The organism is Sphingobacterium sp. NPDC055346 (genome assembly GCF_053645235.1).
In genome coordinates this window covers 270859-288920 of record NZ_JBSHMI010000002.1, presented here as the reverse complement: position 1 = coordinate 288920, position 18062 = coordinate 270859, and the positions used below count along the sequence as shown (strand labels likewise).

17 protein-coding genes are annotated in these 18062 nt (G+C 43.8%); 7 read left to right on the top strand and 10 right to left on the bottom strand.

Annotated elements, in window-relative coordinates; all coding sequences use genetic code 11:
- Positions 1–128 precede the first annotated feature (128 nt).
- The 5 genes from ACWICE_RS05510 to ACWICE_RS05490 form a co-directional block, all read right to left on the bottom strand.
- Positions 129–809 (bottom strand): conjugal transfer protein TraI, encoded by a 681-nt coding sequence (locus tag ACWICE_RS05510; RefSeq protein WP_093095788.1) that lies wholly within the window; start codon positions 807–809, stop codon positions 129–131.
- A gap of 51 nt (positions 810–860) precedes the next feature.
- Positions 861–3326: a TraG family conjugative transposon ATPase gene (locus tag ACWICE_RS05505; RefSeq protein WP_454297824.1), complete on the bottom strand. Its 2466-nt coding sequence runs from the start codon at positions 3324–3326 to the stop codon at positions 861–863.
- Positions 3307–3675, bottom strand: a complete 369-nt coding sequence (locus ACWICE_RS05500; protein ID WP_093095783.1) for a DUF4133 domain-containing protein — start codon at positions 3673–3675, stop codon at positions 3307–3309. The genes ACWICE_RS05505 and ACWICE_RS05500 overlap by 20 nt, the downstream gene beginning before the upstream one ends.
- Before the next feature lie 2 nt (positions 3676–3677).
- Entirely contained in the window at positions 3678–4013 is a 336-nt protein-coding gene (locus ACWICE_RS05495) for a DUF4134 domain-containing protein (protein ID WP_093095781.1), read from the bottom strand.
- 129 nt (positions 4014–4142) lie between these two features.
- Positions 4143–4613: a hypothetical protein gene (locus ACWICE_RS05490; RefSeq protein ID WP_139185423.1), complete on the bottom strand. Its 471-nt coding sequence runs from the start codon at positions 4611–4613 to the stop codon at positions 4143–4145.
- A gap of 353 nt (positions 4614–4966) precedes the next feature.
- Between ACWICE_RS05490 and ACWICE_RS05485 the strand changes: the two genes are divergently transcribed.
- A complete protein-coding gene (locus tag ACWICE_RS05485; protein ID WP_093095777.1) occupies positions 4967–5437 on the top strand; it encodes a JAB domain-containing protein in 471 nt (156 codons plus the stop codon).
- 340 nt (positions 5438–5777) lie between these two features.
- Here ACWICE_RS05485 and ACWICE_RS05480 read toward each other — a convergent pair whose 3' ends face one another.
- On the bottom strand, positions 5778–6899 hold the full coding sequence (locus ACWICE_RS05480; RefSeq protein WP_093095775.1) for a hypothetical protein: 1122 nt from the start codon (positions 6897–6899) through the stop codon (positions 5778–5780).
- Positions 6900–6950: 51 nt separating this feature from the next.
- Positions 6951–7928 (bottom strand): helix-turn-helix domain-containing protein, encoded by a 978-nt coding sequence (locus ACWICE_RS05475; protein WP_093095774.1) that lies wholly within the window; start codon positions 7926–7928, stop codon positions 6951–6953.
- 209 nt (positions 7929–8137) lie between these two features.
- Here ACWICE_RS05475 and ACWICE_RS05470 point away from each other — a divergent pair, with 209 nt between their 5' ends.
- The 4 genes from ACWICE_RS05470 to ACWICE_RS05455 all read left to right on the top strand — a co-directional run bounded on the left by ACWICE_RS05470 (position 8138) and on the right by ACWICE_RS05455 (position 11391).
- Positions 8138–9079 (top strand): AvrD family protein, encoded by a 942-nt coding sequence (locus ACWICE_RS05470; protein ID WP_454297823.1) that lies wholly within the window; start codon positions 8138–8140, stop codon positions 9077–9079.
- A complete protein-coding gene (locus ACWICE_RS05465) occupies positions 9045–9779 on the top strand; it encodes an ATP/GTP-binding protein (protein ID WP_093095771.1) in 735 nt (244 codons plus the stop codon). The genes ACWICE_RS05470 and ACWICE_RS05465 overlap by 35 nt, the downstream gene beginning before the upstream one ends.
- A 48-nt stretch (positions 9780–9827) precedes the next feature.
- Positions 9828–10817, top strand: a complete 990-nt coding sequence (locus ACWICE_RS05460; protein WP_454297822.1) for a helix-turn-helix domain-containing protein — start codon at positions 9828–9830, stop codon at positions 10815–10817.
- A 208-nt stretch (positions 10818–11025) separates the two neighbouring features.
- A complete protein-coding gene (locus tag ACWICE_RS05455) occupies positions 11026–11391 on the top strand; it encodes a hypothetical protein (RefSeq protein WP_454297821.1) in 366 nt (121 codons plus the stop codon).
- A gap of 77 nt (positions 11392–11468) precedes the next feature.
- On the opposite strand, the gene ACWICE_RS05450 is transcribed toward ACWICE_RS05455, so the two are convergent.
- From ACWICE_RS05450 to ACWICE_RS05440, 3 genes are read right to left on the bottom strand one after another with little or no spacing between them, the layout of a single operon-like run.
- Entirely contained in the window at positions 11469–12842 is a 1374-nt protein-coding gene (locus ACWICE_RS05450; RefSeq protein ID WP_093095766.1) for a RagB/SusD family nutrient uptake outer membrane protein, read from the bottom strand.
- A gap of 9 nt (positions 12843–12851) precedes the next feature.
- Positions 12852–16046: a SusC/RagA family TonB-linked outer membrane protein gene (locus tag ACWICE_RS05445; RefSeq protein ID WP_157739449.1), complete on the bottom strand. Its 3195-nt coding sequence runs from the start codon at positions 16044–16046 to the stop codon at positions 12852–12854.
- Positions 16047–16048: 2 nt separating this feature from the next.
- Positions 16049–16711, bottom strand: coding sequence for a TlpA family protein disulfide reductase (locus ACWICE_RS05440; protein WP_454297820.1), 663 nt, complete (start codon positions 16709–16711; stop codon positions 16049–16051).
- A 473-nt stretch (positions 16712–17184) separates the two neighbouring features.
- Between ACWICE_RS05440 and ACWICE_RS05435 the strand changes: the two genes are divergently transcribed.
- Both ACWICE_RS05435 and ACWICE_RS05430 read left to right on the top strand, forming a co-directional pair.
- Positions 17185–17412, top strand: coding sequence for a helix-turn-helix domain-containing protein (locus tag ACWICE_RS05435; protein ID WP_093095763.1), 228 nt, complete (start codon positions 17185–17187; stop codon positions 17410–17412).
- Between the two features lie 103 nt (positions 17413–17515).
- On the top strand, positions 17516–17917 hold the full coding sequence (locus ACWICE_RS05430; RefSeq protein ID WP_093095761.1) for a hypothetical protein: 402 nt from the start codon (positions 17516–17518) through the stop codon (positions 17915–17917).
- The last annotated feature ends 145 nt before the right edge of the window (positions 17918–18062 follow it).

Sequence of the window (18062 nt, the reverse complement as noted above, 5' to 3'; positions counted from 1 at the left end):
GGGTAAGGAGGTACTCCTTTTGGGTTCTCCTCTGACGGACCCATTCCTTGAGAGTCTGCGCCTGGCAATTCACTGAGAAAAGCAAGACGAGAGCTAGCATTAGGGTTTTCATATATATCCTCTTTTTGTTAAGGTAAACCATATAGTTTCTTTATAATCAACACTTCCTGTTCAGATCGGGCGCGTTGGATGCGAAGCATTATATTCTGCCTGTTGAACCGTCTGAGGTCATTAAAATTCTTGTCGATCCTGGCCGAAGCCTTTTCAAGGATCTCCATCCGTTGCCCATCGGACATCTGTAATGTATAGGACTGGATGATCATAGTAAGCCCATCGATGTTCTTAAGGCTCTCCTCCAACATGCCGATGTAAACCTTGGCCATGTAATCCAGTTCTTCTATCGAAAAATGTCCGTCCCGCTGCAACAATCCCCAGACACGTTTGTACTCCCTGACCATCGCCACCTGCTTTTCGGTCAGTTCCTTTACTTGATGGAACTGACCGATCACGGATTTCACCTTCATCAAGCCTGAATAGTACTTGCCAAAAGCTTCCTTTTGCTTTTGCGACCACAGGGCAATTTCGTCCAGACGGGTTTTCGAAAGGATATTTTCCATTGTTTTCTGCGCCTGCTGCAGCCAGATGGTTTTATTTTGCAGGCGCTGGATTTTCAGGTCCACCGCCTTAACTACTTTTTTAATCGCGCTACGGATGACTTCCGCAAGGACCAACTGACCATAGCTTGGTTGATTGGCTAGAGGGAGGAGAGCGACCAATAGGATCAATATAATTTTAACTACCTTATTCATATTAGTTTACATAACTTATAATTAAGCTAAACATCAGGTAAATTCTATCTATCAGAACTTTTTTAGTCCCTCGACCATGGCTTTCAGGGCCATCTTGACATCTCCCCGATAATGTTCGATCCATTTATTCAGTTGTACCTTCTCGCTCTCTTCGGTCGTATAGATCAGGTACTCTTCTGCAGAGACCTCTGTACGGTAGACTTTGCTCAAGGCGCCGCCCAAGCTGATAAATACCTCTTTATATTTATTTAGCGGATCGTTCGATTTATTCATGGAAAGGACAAGCGCTCGCTCCTTTTCTGTCAATCCAAGGAGCTGCTGGATCTCCTCAAACCTATTCTGGTATTTGCTCTGATCCAACAGGATCTTGCAATCACTGTTATTGATGATCGCCTGTTTCACTATCGCAGAAGAAATGATATCTTCCACGTCCTGGGTGACCACAACGGCCTCCCCAAAGAATTTACGGACCGTCTTGAACAGGTATTTGATATAGGACGCAAACCCTTCTTTCATCAGGGCCTTCCAAGCCTCTTCGATCAGGATCATCTTGCGCACTCCTTTCTTCTTGCGCATCTTATTGATAAATACTTCCATGATAATGATCGTCACCACTGGAAACAGGATCGGATGATCTTTGATGTTATCCAGCTCAAAAACGATAAAGCGCTCGTTAAGTAAGTCCAGTTCCGCCTTGGCATTCAACAGGTAATCGAATTCTCCACCTTGGTAGAAAGGGCGCAGCACGTACAAGAAATTATGTACATCGAAATCCTTTTCCTTGACCCGCTCCTTTTCGAGTTCCTTGATATAATCGTCCCTCAGGAATTCATAGAACGAGTCAAAGCAGGGTATGACCGATGTAGATCCAGCCAAAAAGTTATAATAACCCGAAATGGCGTTCGATAGGGCGACATATTCGGATCTTCTGAAGGACTCATCGTCCTTTTTCCACAATGCCAAGAGCAAGGTTTTGATGCTTTCCTTTTTTTCGGTATCCAGGCTATCTCCCACTCCTATATAAAATGGATTAAACTGGATCGGGCGCTCATCTGTATAGGTAAAGTAATAGCCACCGACCATCTCACAGAGCCCCTTGTAGGAATGACCCACGTCCACCAGGACAATATGGGTTCCCTGTTCGTAGTACGAGCGCACCATATGGTTCGTAAAAAAGGATTTCCCGCTTCCTGAGGGACCCAGGATAAACTTGTTACGGTTCGTACATATGCCATTGCGCATAGGTTCGTCACTGATGTCCACATGCATCGGCCGGCCAGTTTGCCTGTCCCCCAAACGCAGGCCCATCGGACTGACCGAATTACGGTAACCCGTCTCCAGGTTCAGGAAGCAGGCTGCCTGGGCAGCGAACGTATCAAAACTGTCATTCATCGGGAAATCAGCGCTGTTACCCGGGATTCCTGCCCAGAAGATCTGGGCGGCCCCTACGGTTTCCTCCTTGCAAGGACAGTCGATCTGCGACAGCGCTGAGGACACCCTGTTGCGCACTTCCTGTAGTTGTTCCGGGTTCTCGGTCCAGACCAACACATTGAAATGTGCTTTTACAGGTTGACGCTGTTGGGAGATGGCTTCGTTCAGAAAATCGTTCGTCGCTTCCCCAGCAATAAGGTTCTGCCGGCTGTAGGCTGCAAGGGACTGCAGTCGCAGTTTTTTGCTCTCCAGTCTTTTCATCGTCCTATCGGCGTCTTCAATGAAAATATATTGGTTATAGATATGATTGCAAGGAAGTAGCTGCCCCAATGGTGAGGCAAAACCAATACTGAACTTACTCAGCTCCGTCGAATACCGCTCATAGGTCAGTCTGCTCCCGCAGAGCGATGGCAGGGATTCCCCATCACAAAGTGTGTACAGCTGAACGTGTTTATGCCCGATCCGGATGCCTTGAGAAAAATCCATATCCCTTAGCCTGAGATCATCGGCTCTATCTGAAAGTGAGCAGTACCGTTCGATCAGGCCTTTCTTTTTAAGTTGGCTGCTCAGTTCGGAATTGCCAATCTGGGTGAGCCGAACAAGACCACTTTCTTGCAGGATGCTCACAAACTGACCGCAGGATTCCAAAAACCGCTTGTAGGATCCTCCATCGAGCAATTCTCTGGGAACCAGGTTCGGCCTGATCAGATTGGAAAAAATCGAGCTGGAAAGCTTTCGACCTTTAGGTTTTTTGGTCAGCATTAGGTAACAGCGGTGATCTAGAAAGGGGCGCTCATGAAAATGTCGTCCCGAAGCCAAATCTAGGAAACTCGGCTCTCGGTCAGTAGGATGCTCCCTGTGCATATCCTTGATAAACCAGTCCTGTTTATGCAGGATAGAGTGGTTTGGCAAGGTACGGATGGCCTTTACCCACGATTGGTGGAACAGCTCAAACTCCATTTCTGAGAGCGTGAAGATTTCCGGCAGCCTCAGTTCATAGGCTACAGTCAGGTCCCCCATCTTGCTGAGGATACAGTTCTGATCTACTTCTAGAATGGGGAAAATTTTATCCAAGCTCTTCACCATAACTCTTGCTTTTATGATCTCTAATAAATGTATGTCCTTCAAAACGAAATAGACGCCTTTCCATGCACACCACATGTTTTGGCAATTGCTTATTTGCAAGCGCTTTCATCAGACCAAACTCCCCGTACCGTTGACTGAGCCGATATACCTGCATGAAAAACAGCGATCCTGATACACCGATGATGGCTACACAGATGAGTGAGGGGATCCCGAAAAAATACAGCATGGAGAAAAGGACAACCAATAAAACCACACCAATTCCTAAGTACCCTATATACTGCGCCTTCAACCCACGAAACTCAACGGATAGATTGACTCCTTTATTGATTTTAAAAACCTGGCTGGCCATTGCTAATTGACATTGAAAAAAGTTTTAATGACCGTTGTCACCAGCACTAGGAAAACACAGCTCCCAAACCATGCAGCGGCAACCTTTCCGGTATCCGGATCGCCGTTATTCCATTTTTGGTAGACTTTCACAGCGCCGATAAGGCCCAATAGGGCTCCAACCGCGTACATCAACTTCGTTCCAGAATCAAAGTAGCTCCTGACCATATTGTTCGCCTCATTGATGCCCGCAACGCCATCCTGCCCATAGACCAGTACCGGCAGGAACCAGCTGCAAAGAACAAGGACAGATACCTTCCTATGTTCGAGCTCCCATTCAAATGTCTTTAACTTCACCATATCCGTTCAATCTCTGATTATTAAATCCCACTGCCATTAAGCGGTATGTCCCAGCCGTCAACGGACCATACTCCTACATCCCGATTGCCCTAACGCTGATGGTCGGACGGGGGGACATCCGCTAAATTATCATACCGCACCTTTCCATATCGCACCCAATTCATCCCCATCGGGTATAATGACCTGAAAACGCTCACATTCTGAAAGGATAAACTCGTTCAACGTGTCCCTTAATCCCAAATCATGAAGTGATGGGAATCTACTGAGTACCGACCTGATTTCCTCAACGAGTTGTTTTGACCCATGCACTCCAGAAGTCTTGGACTCCAATAGCACGCGCAGATCTTTGACAAACCGCTCAATCGGTTCTCCTTGGGGAATGGAATCTTCAAATTCCCTTTCCGCTGGAAGGCCCGATGGGATAGTACCGGAAGATTCCGTAACTGCGCCTGCATCGTCATTCCCTTCAAATTCAAACCGTGTTTTGAAAAGTGACAGGATCTTCTTTCGATAGATGATGACCGTAACCGTTAAATAATATAGGAGGGTCATTGCAGAGACAAGCTTGATGTATTCCATCCATGAGATATCCTTAAGCATATTTTTACACATTTAATCCAACATTTTCGCTATTCCGCAATCCTTGCAGAAAGAAGCTTATCCAAAGGAACGGACTCTGACGGCTTGTCAAAAGGACAACTATCGCTTTGTTCCCTTTCTGTTCCCTGTTCTCTTTCCATATGATTCCAGAGCGGCATTTTTATCATTTACTCCCTGGACTGAATTCTGCCATGAAGTCCGGACTTCGGGTCGGAGGCGGAACAAAAAATTCCGGCATAAACACTGTCCCAGCCAACTTCCCTTCATTTATTCCGTTGCTTTTTGCCCTTGCTTCCCTTCATCCGCACCAGATGCCATAATTCATTCCATTCGTAAACTTAAAACTGAAAACTATGGAAACTCAACAAAATCAACAGGAATGGCAACAGGTTGCCGAAGTACGCATATCTTACCAAAACCCAGTTCGACCTTCCCAAAGACCAAAGCTCACATCTTCCAAAGAGGTTTATTCCCTACTGCTCACCTGTTGGAATGCAGAAAGGATAGAGTATGCCGAAGAATTTAAGATTCTATTGCTCAATACAGGAAATAGGGTGTTAGGAATCTATCAAGTTTCTGCAGGTGGTATTGATGCCACTCCAGTGGATGCCAAAGTGATATTTACCGCAGCCCTCAAGGCGAATGCCTCAGCTTTGATCCTGGTGCACAACCACCCCTCGGGAAACCTGGTTCCCAGTGACCCTGATATCCTGCTCACAAAGAAGATCGACCAGGCAGCACGGTTGCTGGACATCCGCGTACTGGACCATCTGATCATATCTCCAGATGGTTATTATTCCTTCAAGGATTCCGGAAGGCTATAATTACAGACTTCCTCCTCCTTATTGAGGCTTATAGGATAGGGTTCCATAAGCCTTTTTTTATGGAATTTGAAAATTCACAACTTAAAAGCAAACCCGCTGTGCATGGATAAATAAGGCTAACTTTCAACTTAATGATAGTTCAGTTGAGGGGTTTATGTTGATTCCACCAGTTTGAAAGTTATGTTCTTTGATCCGCTCATTACTTCCCTTCTACAGCAAGTTTAGGAATAGGAACCGATCTTTAGGTAGAACAGAGAACATTCAAAAGGATAAATCGTTTGATTCGGTCCTTAAACGAGATGAAGTTAGTAAATAAGTAAGTAAGGGATAATTGCAGATTTCAATAGCTTTGGATCTTTTCGATCATCTTCTCCAGCAGGCCAACAGCAACCTGTCGGTCCCTATCTTCTGGAGAGTACGCTTTGCTGCGGACCGCTCCATAGGAAAGATTTACCTTGCGGTCGGTACTTAGGAATGGGATGATTTGCCGAAAGACCGCGTTCATGGATTTGGCGCCGACCAATCGGCTTTCATCCATGGCACGCAGGATGAGCGCAAGCTGGTCAGCAGAAAGGTTGCAGGTAATTTTCTCCATACCACTTTGCTTGGCCTTGACTCCATCCTGAAATGGAGGTCGAACACCTTTTTTGTCTTCAGAGGACAAATACCTTTCGATAAACTGTTCCAACAACCCTATCATTCGGTTTTTTCTGACACCGTTCAACCTTGAGGTTTTCTTCAGTATCAGAAGGTATTTACCGAATGATTCCATAAAGGAAATCTGCTCACTGGGATCCGATTTTTCGATTCCCCTTTTAACCCTTTCGAGTAAACTGCTCAGGTACAGCCCATCCCGATAATCCAACAGGATCAGGTTCGCATCGACCCAGGTTAACGGAGGGTGATGGAAACTCTGAGGGACATGCTGCTTAAATCTATCCATAAAGACTCTCAGTTTTTTCAATACGCCATAGCTAGGATTCTGTTCCAACCGTTCACTGAGGACCTTTTTGAGCAAATCGATAGTATCTCCTACATTGGTTGGAAGGGGCACCTGAGCGGGGTCAAAAGACTCGTCAAGCTCCCTTTGGAATGCCTTTACCATCCGTTTGCTCAAGGGATCATTTCCGTTCAAATGCTGGGAAAACCGTTCATCGATTTCCCCTAAAAATGTCTCTAATAGATTGACACATTCGAAAGGCCTGCCTTGTAAACCATCAGGTTCAATTTCCTTTGAAAGGTTCTTCAACATATAAAGGATTGTATTCCGTACTTTCCTGAATTCCCTTTCAAATTGGTATTCCTTTTTTCGTAAGAAGTACATTCGTTGGATTGATATTGCGGTTTGGGTCAGTAGTTCTGATAGAGATGTATCCACAAGTAAACCACCATTCGCACACATTGAAGCGGAATCGTACCACCCAACCAGTGCCATCAATTTTTCCGTTAAATCCTTTCCCATAATCACCGAACTGCATGAAAATTTTTTTCCAATCGACAATCATCCCTATGCTCAGGCCTGAGGAAGGTTCAATCGACCGGCCAGGCCATCAATACAGCCATCCAAATGGTTGAAGAAATGGATCCGCTCCTTTTCCGAAAGTTTGCTCAGGCAGCTGGACTTATTCAATACGCCACGGATCCAATCAATGGTTTCGGTAACGTACCTCATGTCCAAAGTAGCGATGCTATTGATGGTATAGAGCTTGACCGATACGGACTGCTCGCCATCAAATCGGCACAGCATCTGGCTTATGCCCAGGTTCACGGGCGATAGGTAGAGGTCAAAGTGCACACCCTCGTGTTTTTCCTGCCTTTTGGTCCATCTTTTTAGATTCGTTATGAGATGGCCGAGCTGCTCCAGTAGCAGGCCAATGCTATCCTGATTTCGAAAGCTACCGATGTCATAATGGTATTCCAGGAGTTCCAGGATTGGCCCGATCGTGCCCCTTGACCAGATTTCCCTGGATGGGATCCTGCAGTAGGTTTCATGTAGGTTTTTAAACACCGGTTCCAGGTGCTGCTTTTTGAGTTCATAAACAAAATCCTCATAACTGACCCCAAGGTTCAGCACTGCTTGGTTCCAGGAGTAGAGCTTAAAATAGGTTAGCTCGGCAAATTCCATAAAATGGAAGATTGGGACGTCGTCGGCACAGAAGATAATCTCCTTTTGCTCGCAAGAAACCATGTGCTGAAGTTGGAGAAGCATCTGGTGGATATATTGGCTATAGTTATAGCTATCCTGATGGTTGAGGCTCGTGTGCTTAAATACTACATTGTGCCGGTCACTAAGCAGATAACTGTCCAGCGAAATGCCATATTGGCGGCAGAGCTTCCCTAGTTCACTGGCAGTGAGCTGCACATCACCACGCTCCCTGCGGTAAACCGCATCCCTGCCCAGGTGCAGCAGTTCGGAAATTTCCTTTGACCAGGCGGCCGGATTGGAAATCCTTGACCGAATTTCCTCAAATAACAATTTTTGAATATCCATAACTGGAAAATTTAGGTTCAAAAACTAGACGAATTTGCAAAATATAAATTAATAATTAATATCACAATCTTTTTGCTGCATTGGTTAACAAATATTTTATTCAGTTAAATAATTGCAGAAACGGCGAATGTCACTGGACCTCTTACGGCATTCGCCAAAATTATCATTGTTCCCTGCCCTACTTTTAGCTAAAAGCAATACAGCTAACCATGAAACAGCCAATTGATAGCTTAGACAGCATATTGGGTCCTTCCCAGACCCGCTATTTTTCCTTTGGATTCAGCAGGTTCCAATTTCAGGTTTCCAATTTCAGCCTGGGTGGACAAAACCAGATCCGAGGATCCTTTTCCGTTCATTATGATGGTCCGCAAAGGCCAAACCAACAGGCACTACACTTGGGAAGCATGGAATATGTTGCCATGGGCTTATTTTTGGCAGAGGGCATACTCATCAAGCAGAAACGGCTGACCAGGCATGAAATTAACCGCTCCATCCTGCGGAACCTTACGCTCCAAATAAAAAAACCAATGGACATCACGAGCGGAATGACCGTACCGTTTGAAATATCCATTGCTGAATCCCATCAGGATCTCAATTCGATCAACATTGGCTTGACAAGCATGGAACTAAAGATCCAGAATGCCCAGATGCAAATCGTCATCGACCATCCCGGCCCAACCCAGATCGATTTTCGGGATTTTGATCTCTGGCCTTTTGGGGAAGGTTCCCTCCACCGAGAGCTATACAGGCAGCGCAACCTCGAATTGGACCAAATCTACATGGACCTACAGACTGAATCCATTTCTGCCCAATTATCGAGACCTTTACCCTACCCTTCGGATGTTTGGGGATTCAGTGCCTATGACAATCCCCTCAGCCCTTTGGACAGCGTTCGGATATCAGGACAGCTGATGCAGGTACTGCTGTATACCCTTCTGTCCAAAGATCGGTTGGATTGTCCCAATATTTGGCTTAGGAGCATGGAAATCGACTTTAAGCGTCCCTACCGATCCGATTGTTACCGAGTTGATCTGCAGTTCGACCTCCGCCAGCAGACCATGCTGCGCGGGAAAGCTTGGCAGACCGTTTCGCTCATGAGCCAGATGGGCAACATGGATGCAAAATTTAAGATTTGCCATGAGATGCCCTGAACATAAGCCCCGGATCGTGATCAGCGGGACCTACTGCACTGGAAAGACCAGCCTCTCGATCGCCCTTTCCCTAGCTACCGGGATTCCAACGACCCATGCCCCAACCATGCGTGAGATCCTTCCTTGGTTATTTCCGGGCACCTCGCTAAAGGATTGTTCCTATGCACAGTTGCTTCGTTTGGGGATGGAACGCTTTGAGCGGCGCGTTCATGCCGAAGCTGGATTGTCCACAGGCTTCATCAGCGACGGCTGTCCACTTCAGGAATGGCTCTATGGCAGCACCAGGCTGATCACCGGTGCTTATCCCGAGGAGAATAGTTGGACCATGCTGTGGAAGAAACTCAAGAACTATCGCGAATTTCGGGATTTTGAACTGTTGCTGGCTGGTTTTGAAAAGATGGCCAAGACCTATACAAAGAACAGTTATGACATCTTCTTTCATCTCCCAGTCGAATTTCCTTTTATTGAAGATGGCCACCGACCTACCTCGGAGCGTTTCCGAGAGGAATCAGAAAGGATACTGATAAATACGTATCGAAGTCTTCAAATTACCCCGATATATGTTTCCGGAACACTCGAAAACAGGCTGAAAACGATACTAAGTCACTTAAACATAACATCAAAAATACCACTCGCAGAGGCAGTCGACCTTTCGGTAAAACTCAAAGAACGTCTATTCGATCGGATAACCCTTGAATAGAAGCCCATCACTTTTATTAATGAAGGGCATTTCAAAATGAAATGTATCATGAAATTTATACTTACCCTTCCTGAAATAACCTCCAAAGAGCTACTGCTAAAAGGAATAGTAGATACTGTCTTTCTCCCACTACCCTGTTCGGCTTACATGTACTTAAAAGGTGGTCGTTGCCAGATCAAAAATGCCAGTTTTGACAGAGAATGCCTGCTGATCGAACATTATATTATTAGCTGTGAAAAAGAATATTCCCTAACCATACAGGCTACCTCGAATGTTTATGTTTTGCTCATGCTTTTTAAAGGTTCGATAGCCTATACCAATATAAACGGCATCAGTTCCATAGTCCTGCATCCTGGAGAGACGATACTGCTGTTTGCCCGCCAGGACATGTATAATATCACCTTTCTTGACCAGAAGATTGAACTCTATACCATTAGCATATTAGACACATTTTCTCCGATACTCTTTCATCGAAACAGCCTGCTACCTGATTTTGTTGCAGATTTTAACAATAAGAAAATAAATGGAACCCTGCCTCAAAAAATGGACACCTATTTCATCATGTCTTTAAAAAGATTACTCAAGGTTCCGAAAAACAACAAAACACGCTACGAAAATTATCTCATCAATCGCTTTTCTAAATTACTGTCTGCCTACAAAGGACTGAACGGGAAATACAGTGTTCAGCACACCTCATTAAAAATCAATGAAATTCATAGCGATTTAACGATTCATATTTTACAGGCCGACAACCAGTTTATTCGAAGGCTGGCCAGAAAAAACGGAATGTCCATTTCCAAAATGGAACGTCTGTTTAAAGAGAAGTATGGGACAACGGTCCGAAAGTTTATCAACGAAAAGAAATTTGAACTCATCTCTGACCTATTAATAAAAACAGAAATATCACTTTTGGAGCTATCGATGAAATTCAATTTCAGCTCTGTCAGCGCCTTGAACAGAGCGTTTAAAAAACATTACGGAACAACCATGAGAAAATTCCGAGGTACCTATAAAAATCAACCACTTTCGAAAAAGTAAAAAAATAATACGCATCAAAGTTGGTTAACCTCAGATGTTTTTCCTGCTTACTTTTGAAATAGATTGGACAACCGAATAACGAACCATGTTAAGCACGCCGAAACATACCAGAAAATTTGCTCTGTTCCCCATCAAGGGTTTGCTGGATATTTTCAACAGCAAACCCAGCGAATGTAATCCGAATACATAACCAATAAAAGAAATAGAAATGAAATCAATCCATAAAAATAGAACGTCAGTATTTGGACTAGTACTGTCGCTCATAGCACTAAGCGCCATAACGCTAACATCCATAAAAGCAGGAGAGAAAGCCAGCGAAAATGAAACAAGAATCCCTGCAACTTGGAGTTTCACCGGAACAAATCCTCTGGATTCAAGCCACTACACATTAGGGCAGCCCCTGCCGTGTAACGACGTTCCTGAACAGATCTGCAGTATAGAAGCTGACGCCAGCGGCAGCTACCCAGATCTTACTCCTGAAAGAAAGGCCGACATTCAAGAAGTTCTCGATGCACTGGATAACAATGAGGTTCCCTCTACGAACAACACCGTAACGGGATTCCGCAGCGAATAGTGAAGCACCCCTTTTTTAGAGTTCCCATATCTTCCATTAGATATGGGAACTTGTTGATTAATAAACTGGGCCATGGATTAACGAGGGTTTTGTTGCATCCCAGAAAGTTCAATAACCTGATCCGGTATAGCAGAAACATAACGCAAATCACCGGCAGGAAGTTCATACTCCTCCCACGAAGCACCATCGAAAACTCTGCGCTTCAGATCCTTCCGAAATCTAGGATCCCGATTCAGCCTCCTTAGGTCACTCCATCGCACCCCCCGAAATAACAGTTCCTTTCTGCGCTCTGCAAGGACCGTGTCTAGAAGCTGGTCTTGATCAAGTTGTCCCATCGGTTCAAATATGTTTGGATCATATCGATGGGCAAGCAACAAGTTTAAGATCTCCATTCCTCGAGCCACATTTCCCCTACGGGTTTCGCATTCGGCGATGATAAGGTAGAGCTCATCAGTAGCAAGACCACAGAACAATGTGGGCTCAAGTCCGCTATAAAAACCTTTAAATGCGGAATAACCATTGGATTTCTCTTCAAAGAAAGCTTCCCTCCTCAGGTCACCTTGCTGATATTGGCTAAGAAGCAACGTGTCCATATTTGAACGGCTTTTGGTAATGTATGTTGCCGAAGATACATTTTTTGCAAAATAAATAATTTCCACATTCTTGGAAACTTCAAAAGGATTAACTGCAGAAAGGTCTATCGTATTGTAATTCAAAAGCTTATTATTCAAAGAATAAGCTTCTTTTGCGAATTTCAGCGCTTCCGCGTATTTTTCCATAGATAAATAAACCCTGGCAAGCAAGGCAAATGCTGCCACCTTATTGGGTCTAGTTATAGTTTCTGAGTGAACAGGTAAAAGTTCTAAACTTGCTTTCAGATCATCCAGTATAGATGTATAGGTGTCCTCGACGGTATTTCTTTGAAAGGTTTCGTTGATATCTGAGGATGTACGGATCGGAATACCCGCAGAGCGATTGTCTCCATTGGGATCGTATGGTGCACAATAGAGCTGAGAGACCGTAAAATGACGCATGGCTCGTGAAAAAAGTGCTTCGCCTTTCATGAGGTTGAGGTTGTACGTGGTTCCATGGTCCTTGATCTGCTTTTCGATTGATTCCAGCACGACATTGGAAATCATGACTGCTTTATAAGAAGAAAACCAGCTTGAATTTTGAAATGTTGAGACATCTCCGTCCCACACGTAAAACCTTTGGTCAAGCTCAGATCGGGACTTCCATACCGTATAATCAATGAAATATTCATCACTGAAAAGATCATTCAGCCCGGGAAAGGCGCTATTCATCAAACCATCGTTATCAAGCAGGGCCCTTATGTCCTTTTCATTTTCGGGAATGGACAGCGAACCGTCAGATTTCTGATCCAGAAATTTTTCACATCCCGTATTCAGGACAATTGCTGCCAGCATTAGTATATATAAACTCTTCATCATGCTATTGATTTAATATCTCCAATTAATGCCAAAACTGAAACTTCTCGGCTGCTGCCAGGGATAAGCCTCTGGATCGAGATGCTCAGAATTTTTGGTCCATAACAATCCCAAATCATTGGCCACTCCGAAAACTGTAATTCTGGAGCTGCGTTTTGCCAATTTCAGATAAAATGCGTAACTGACTCTTAAATCCCTTACCCGGATATAATCTGCCGCGTAGATATTGGCCTCCGACTGAGCATAAAAGGCATCCCTGCTGGAGTTGGCAGGGTAGGTCATGCTTGGAACCGTTGTCCTCAGCTCGTCTCCTGGCTCCTTCCACCTTTTAGCATAATCGCCATGCGTTCGCCATAAATTGTAAACTTCGCCGTACATGATCGTTTGCTTTTGCGCAAAAGCACCGAACTTATAAGTCAGCTGCAAGGAGACTTCCAAATCCTTCCATCTGAGAGATGTCTGAAAATTACCAAAATAAGGCGCCATAGAGGTTCCGAAATAGTTTAAGTTTTCTACCGAATCCCGCATGAGAGCACTATAATCTTTGGATAGCGAGCCATCCATCAATCCCTGAGGGTCTCCGTTTTCAGGATCAAGTCCCGCAAAGTAATAGGCAAAAACCGGGTAGGGACTTCTATTCTCCAAAGGCCTCATCGACGACCCCACGTTTTGGGTATAGAAAGATCCGTTGACCGATGCTCCGTAATATTTAACGATGGTGTTCCGGTTTTTGGAAAGATTGAGTGACGACGACCAATAAAATGCTCCGATCGGAATTCTAAAGTTAAGGGTAGCATCGAAACCCGCTCCTTTCATCACCCCTACGTTCTTGGTTACGTCTGTAAAGCCCATCGTAGGGTCCAAAAGATCGTCTGCCAGCAGATCTGTCGATTTTTTCCAATAATAATCAAAGCTGCCCGACAGTATACCCCGGAAAAGGGAAAAGTCTGCTGCAAGATTATACATCGCAACATCCTCCCACCGAAGGTCCGCATTCGGTAGACTGCGCACTTGGGCCTGCGGAAAGTTATTCATCCAGCGCGAGGAATAATTGAGGTAAGCGATAATGGGCAATGTCGAGGTGGTCCCGCCTGCATTTCCGCTATGGCCAAAAGTTCCCCTGATTTTTAAAAGATCAATTACGCTGCTAAGCAGCATCCAGCGTTCCTTGCTTAGTTCCCAGCTCATTCCAACAGACCATAAGGGATTCCAGCGACGATTCGTGTTCACGCCAAAAATATTCGAGGCATCCTTTCTAAAGGATCCACTGACACTATATTTTTCCCGGAACCTATAGGCTGCGTTTCCATAAAATGAGACAAAGCGTTTGTCGTTCCGTGTGATGTTCTCACCAGTTGCAATCCGCTGGCTACCCATTAGTCCATTGTAGGTAGGAAAAAGACTATGTTGGTCTACAGGAACGGTGGTAAGCGTACGCTCATCGTACCCGTAGTATCGGAAGGAATTTGTTTTTACGGCCATACTGTTTATATCCGTTCCAAAGATCATGTTGAGCTGGTGACCTTCTCCAAATTGTTGGTCAATATTGACCATAGCTCTTCCCCGATGTGCGGTAAGATCATTAAAACCCATATCATGAATGGCACCATAAGGAATCGGATAGCTGTAATTCCCCTCATCAACCTGAGTAAACAGATTGACCAGATCGCGAACGTAAAATGATTCTGCATCATAGATACCGGACTTATCAGCGGACTGTCTCCCAAGGCTATACATCAGGTTAAGATTCATCCAATTCAGAACAGAATATTGAACGTTAACATTCGCATTTGTTAGCCTTATCCTATTTATTGACCTGCTCAAACCGATTTCTTCCAGCGGGCGATATTCCCAATCCATTAAGCCTTTATTATCTAGCTGAGCCAGATAATAAGAATTATATGTACGGGGGATACTCGATGCCCTTCCATCTTTTCCGATCAGTTCGGCATAGGGATATAAGTTAGCCCGTCCCCCGCCGATGGAAATAGGAAAATCATTTCCACCTAGTGGCAATGTGCTCTTGCTGCTACTGTGATCAAGGCTTAGATCAATTTTGACTTTCTGAAAAGGTTCATAAGATATGTATTGCGAAAACGTCGTCCTCCCTGAATTGGAAGTGTGTAAATTCGCACTGTTTCGGTCATAGCCAACACTTCCCCTAAACCCTAATTTATCCATTTGCTTTCCAAAAGACACATACTGCTGGAAGACGGAAGGATTCTGATAGTAATGCTTTAGCATAGTTTCCCGGTAATCATTCTTCGATAAACTTTCAAGTGTTTTCTCAAGGTATCCCTTAGTAATTAAACCTTCCTGATGCTGTTTTAACAGATCTACAACCGGAGATATAATAATGCTTCGGTTAACGGCAGGATCAAGCAGGGAATTAAAAAAACCCTTTTCGAAGAGCATGCGCTCCACCTCAATAAATTCCGCACTGTTCATGATAGAATATTTCAAAATCCGTGGTTTCTCCGAGATCTTGAAATTGCTTCGAAAGTCTATAGCCATGTTTTGGCCGGAAGCTTTTTTTCGGGTGATCACCAGGACGCCGTTGCCGGCACGCGATCCCCAGATACTGGTCGCAGCAGCATCCCGAAGCAGCGTAACGGACTCCACGTCGGCCGGGTTGATCGAATTCAGGTCGCCGTCGAATGGAAAATTATCCACCACGATAAGCGGTGAGGTCATCGTCGTCGTAAAGGTACTCAGGCCACGTACCATGAGCTCCTTGCTCCCTGCCCGGGTCTCAAACTGAAGTCCGGGCATCGAGCCTTCAAGGCGTTCAATGAGCGAGCTCCCGACACGCTTATCGATCTGATCGGATCCGAGAACAATGTAGCTTCCCGTCGATCTCTCTTTAGAAATCTGCTGATACCCTGTATGAACGATATTGACCGTCTCCAGGCTATCGCTGGTTGGGCGAAGAGTAACCAAAATTTCAGGCCTTTCCACATCAAATATCAGTACCTGCTTTTCATATCCGAAATGCCTGACAGCGATTTTACCTTTATCCGAAGAAACAGCAAGAGAGAACATTCCATTGCTATCGCTCAACGTTCGCTTGTCCGATCCAATTACCTCGATCGTCGCTCCAGTAATAGTTTGCTCTTTCTCATTTATAATTTTACCATGAACCCTATACTGTGCCCAGACATCTATCGACGTAAAAAACAATAGACTTAAAATAACAATTGTTTTCATAATCAATCGATGTAAGGTTTGTCGAATTTCTGATCCAATAGGTTTCGATACGTGATCAGCTGAACAACACCATATTTGTTGATCCATACATAATACGGAAATCCGCGATTGGGAAACAGCTGCTGAAGATAGCCATCCTCGATGACCGAAACCATATCCTTAAATCCGATACCGGTAAATTTACCAACCTGACCATTCAAGGCCTTTTCAATCGTTTTCAGATTGTCCTTAGAACGGTTCGGGTTTACTCTAATAACCGCTAGGTCTTTTATATGACTTTGGACATAGCTTTCTATTTCAGGTTGGTTTTTGAGGCATGCAGAGCACCATGTTGCCCAGAAACCCAGAACTAGCATTTTTCCTTTATGCTCTGTAAAATCTCTTCTGAGCGTATCGCCCTGCGATACAAAAAGATGTTTATGACTCCAAAAGCCGGCAGGAACTTTGTCACCTACCCTTAATTCAGGGATTTGAGTGCAAGGGCAAGCAGCAGCCTCCGGGATTGGAGACTGTGCCAGCACAGGATTACTAAACAACAACATTTGGAACGCCAAGAGCAAGGCAATGAAAATTCTCAAGGTACATGTTTGATTATTTAAAGCAGTATGCTCTATTAGACAGATTTTTTTGGACAGTTCTCTCCTGCCCCAATAAAAATTCTTCATTTTTTAGGATTATTAATTGTTTCGGAATTAGAAAATCTATGAATAAGTGGGGATTAAGAAATTAGTATCAACACCAAATGGTAGATACATCAATCCTATCAAAAATCAAACTGGCGATTTGATAAGGTTTTTTAAGAATTGTTTTTTCATAACTCACTGTTTTAGTTTATAAAGTGAGTCTCTAATGAAAGGAACCTATAGTGGGTTACTGCCAACCGTACAGCAGGCTTCCGACAGCCAAACAGAGCGGAATTACAGCAGTAACCCAAGAACTATAGTGAATACCTAAGGTACACAAAATATTCTTGGGCATTACACTACCGTCTCGTCTGTTTGCAGTTTGTCGGAATTTGCTGTCGAGACTCTTTTAGTCTAATGCACTTACACCAAATAATGGTGTGATGATACAAATATAAATAAAAGGACATAAATGTCCTAATAATTTTTAACTTATTTTTTGACATTAGTATTCAATGTCGGAAAAAATTAGAGATATAAATTTTTTAAAACAATTTGGGCAAAATCTTAGGTCCATAAGAGAATCGAAAGAAATGTCTCAGGAGGAATTTGCTTCCTTTTGTAATATCGATACGAGGCAGTTGGGGAGAATTGAGAGAGGTGAATCCAATTCAACAATTTTAACAATAAAGAATTTAGCAGATAAACTTAACCTTCCAATTAGCTATTTTTTTGACTTCTAGCAGAAATCAATCACAAAAATATTGATTTCTAGGATATCAAAATAATGATTAAAAGTAGGGTATGCCCAACTTCACTTTACTCAGGCTCAGGTGACTCGCTCAGGTGACTCAGGATGATCATATTCCAGAATCTATTTTAAAATTAAAGGAAACCATTAAAAAAGGAAGATCAGTGGTTTCTATTGGATTCTCTGTGGCACGGAAAAGTTCTTTAGTTTATACAGGCTGTAATGAAAATATATTAAAAACAGCTGAATCCACTTCTTCTACCTCGAAATGGAACCACTCATCAACTCTTAGTGAGATGGTCTTAATGAAGATGAAGGGGCCTGCAATCTTGATGCATACACCAATCGTCAGGGAATTGCGAATAACAATTAAGGGCCAACGTCATATTGCTGATTTTTTAGATATTTCAAGCTCCTCCAGACATTTTCATTTTAAAAATTTTGAACATATAAACGAAACCGGATATGTTTTAGATTCAATAGAAAACGGAGATTAAATAAAAAGTTAATCTAAGCTATCTAAAACCAACGAATCAAGCATCACCGTTCACACATTCAGAACATGAAAAAAGGAAGAAATGCAAAAAAATGTGAAAATATTGAAAGGTATTAAAATGCACAAGCCAAATTTGCAATAGCCTT

Excerpts from the sequence above, each read along its gene's own strand:
- ACWICE_RS05510 (WP_093095788.1), bottom strand. The coding sequence starts at position 809 with ATGAATAAGGTAGTTAAAATTATATTGATCCTATTGGTCGCTCTCCTC.
- ACWICE_RS05505 (WP_454297824.1), bottom strand. The coding sequence starts at position 3,326 with ATGGTGAAGAGCTTGGATAAAATTTTCCCCATTCTAGAAGTAGATCAG.
- ACWICE_RS05500 (WP_093095783.1), bottom strand. The coding sequence starts at position 3,675 with ATGGCCAGCCAGGTTTTTAAAATCAATAAAGGAGTCAATCTATCCGTT.
- ACWICE_RS05495 (WP_093095781.1), bottom strand. The coding sequence starts at position 4,013 with ATGGTGAAGTTAAAGACATTTGAATGGGAGCTCGAACATAGGAAGGTA.
- ACWICE_RS05490 (WP_139185423.1), bottom strand. The coding sequence starts at position 4,613 with ATGCTTAAGGATATCTCATGGATGGAATACATCAAGCTTGTCTCTGCA.
- ACWICE_RS05485 (WP_093095777.1), top strand. The coding sequence starts at position 4,967 with ATGGAAACTCAACAAAATCAACAGGAATGGCAACAGGTTGCCGAAGTA.
- ACWICE_RS05480 (WP_093095775.1), bottom strand. The coding sequence starts at position 6,899 with ATGGGAAAGGATTTAACGGAAAAATTGATGGCACTGGTTGGGTGGTAC.
- ACWICE_RS05475 (WP_093095774.1), bottom strand. The coding sequence starts at position 7,928 with ATGGATATTCAAAAATTGTTATTTGAGGAAATTCGGTCAAGGATTTCC.
- ACWICE_RS05470 (WP_454297823.1), top strand. The coding sequence starts at position 8,138 with ATGAAACAGCCAATTGATAGCTTAGACAGCATATTGGGTCCTTCCCAG.
- ACWICE_RS05465 (WP_093095771.1), top strand. The coding sequence starts at position 9,045 with ATGCAAAATTTAAGATTTGCCATGAGATGCCCTGAACATAAGCCCCGG.
- ACWICE_RS05460 (WP_454297822.1), top strand. The coding sequence starts at position 9,828 with ATGAAATTTATACTTACCCTTCCTGAAATAACCTCCAAAGAGCTACTG.
- ACWICE_RS05455 (WP_454297821.1), top strand. The coding sequence starts at position 11,026 with ATGAAATCAATCCATAAAAATAGAACGTCAGTATTTGGACTAGTACTG.
- ACWICE_RS05450 (WP_093095766.1), bottom strand. The coding sequence starts at position 12,842 with ATGATGAAGAGTTTATATATACTAATGCTGGCAGCAATTGTCCTGAAT.
- ACWICE_RS05445 (WP_157739449.1), bottom strand. The coding sequence starts at position 16,046 with ATGAAAACAATTGTTATTTTAAGTCTATTGTTTTTTACGTCGATAGAT.
- ACWICE_RS05440 (WP_454297820.1), bottom strand. The coding sequence starts at position 16,711 with ATGAAGAATTTTTATTGGGGCAGGAGAGAACTGTCCAAAAAAATCTGT.
- ACWICE_RS05435 (WP_093095763.1), top strand. The coding sequence starts at position 17,185 with ATGTCGGAAAAAATTAGAGATATAAATTTTTTAAAACAATTTGGGCAA.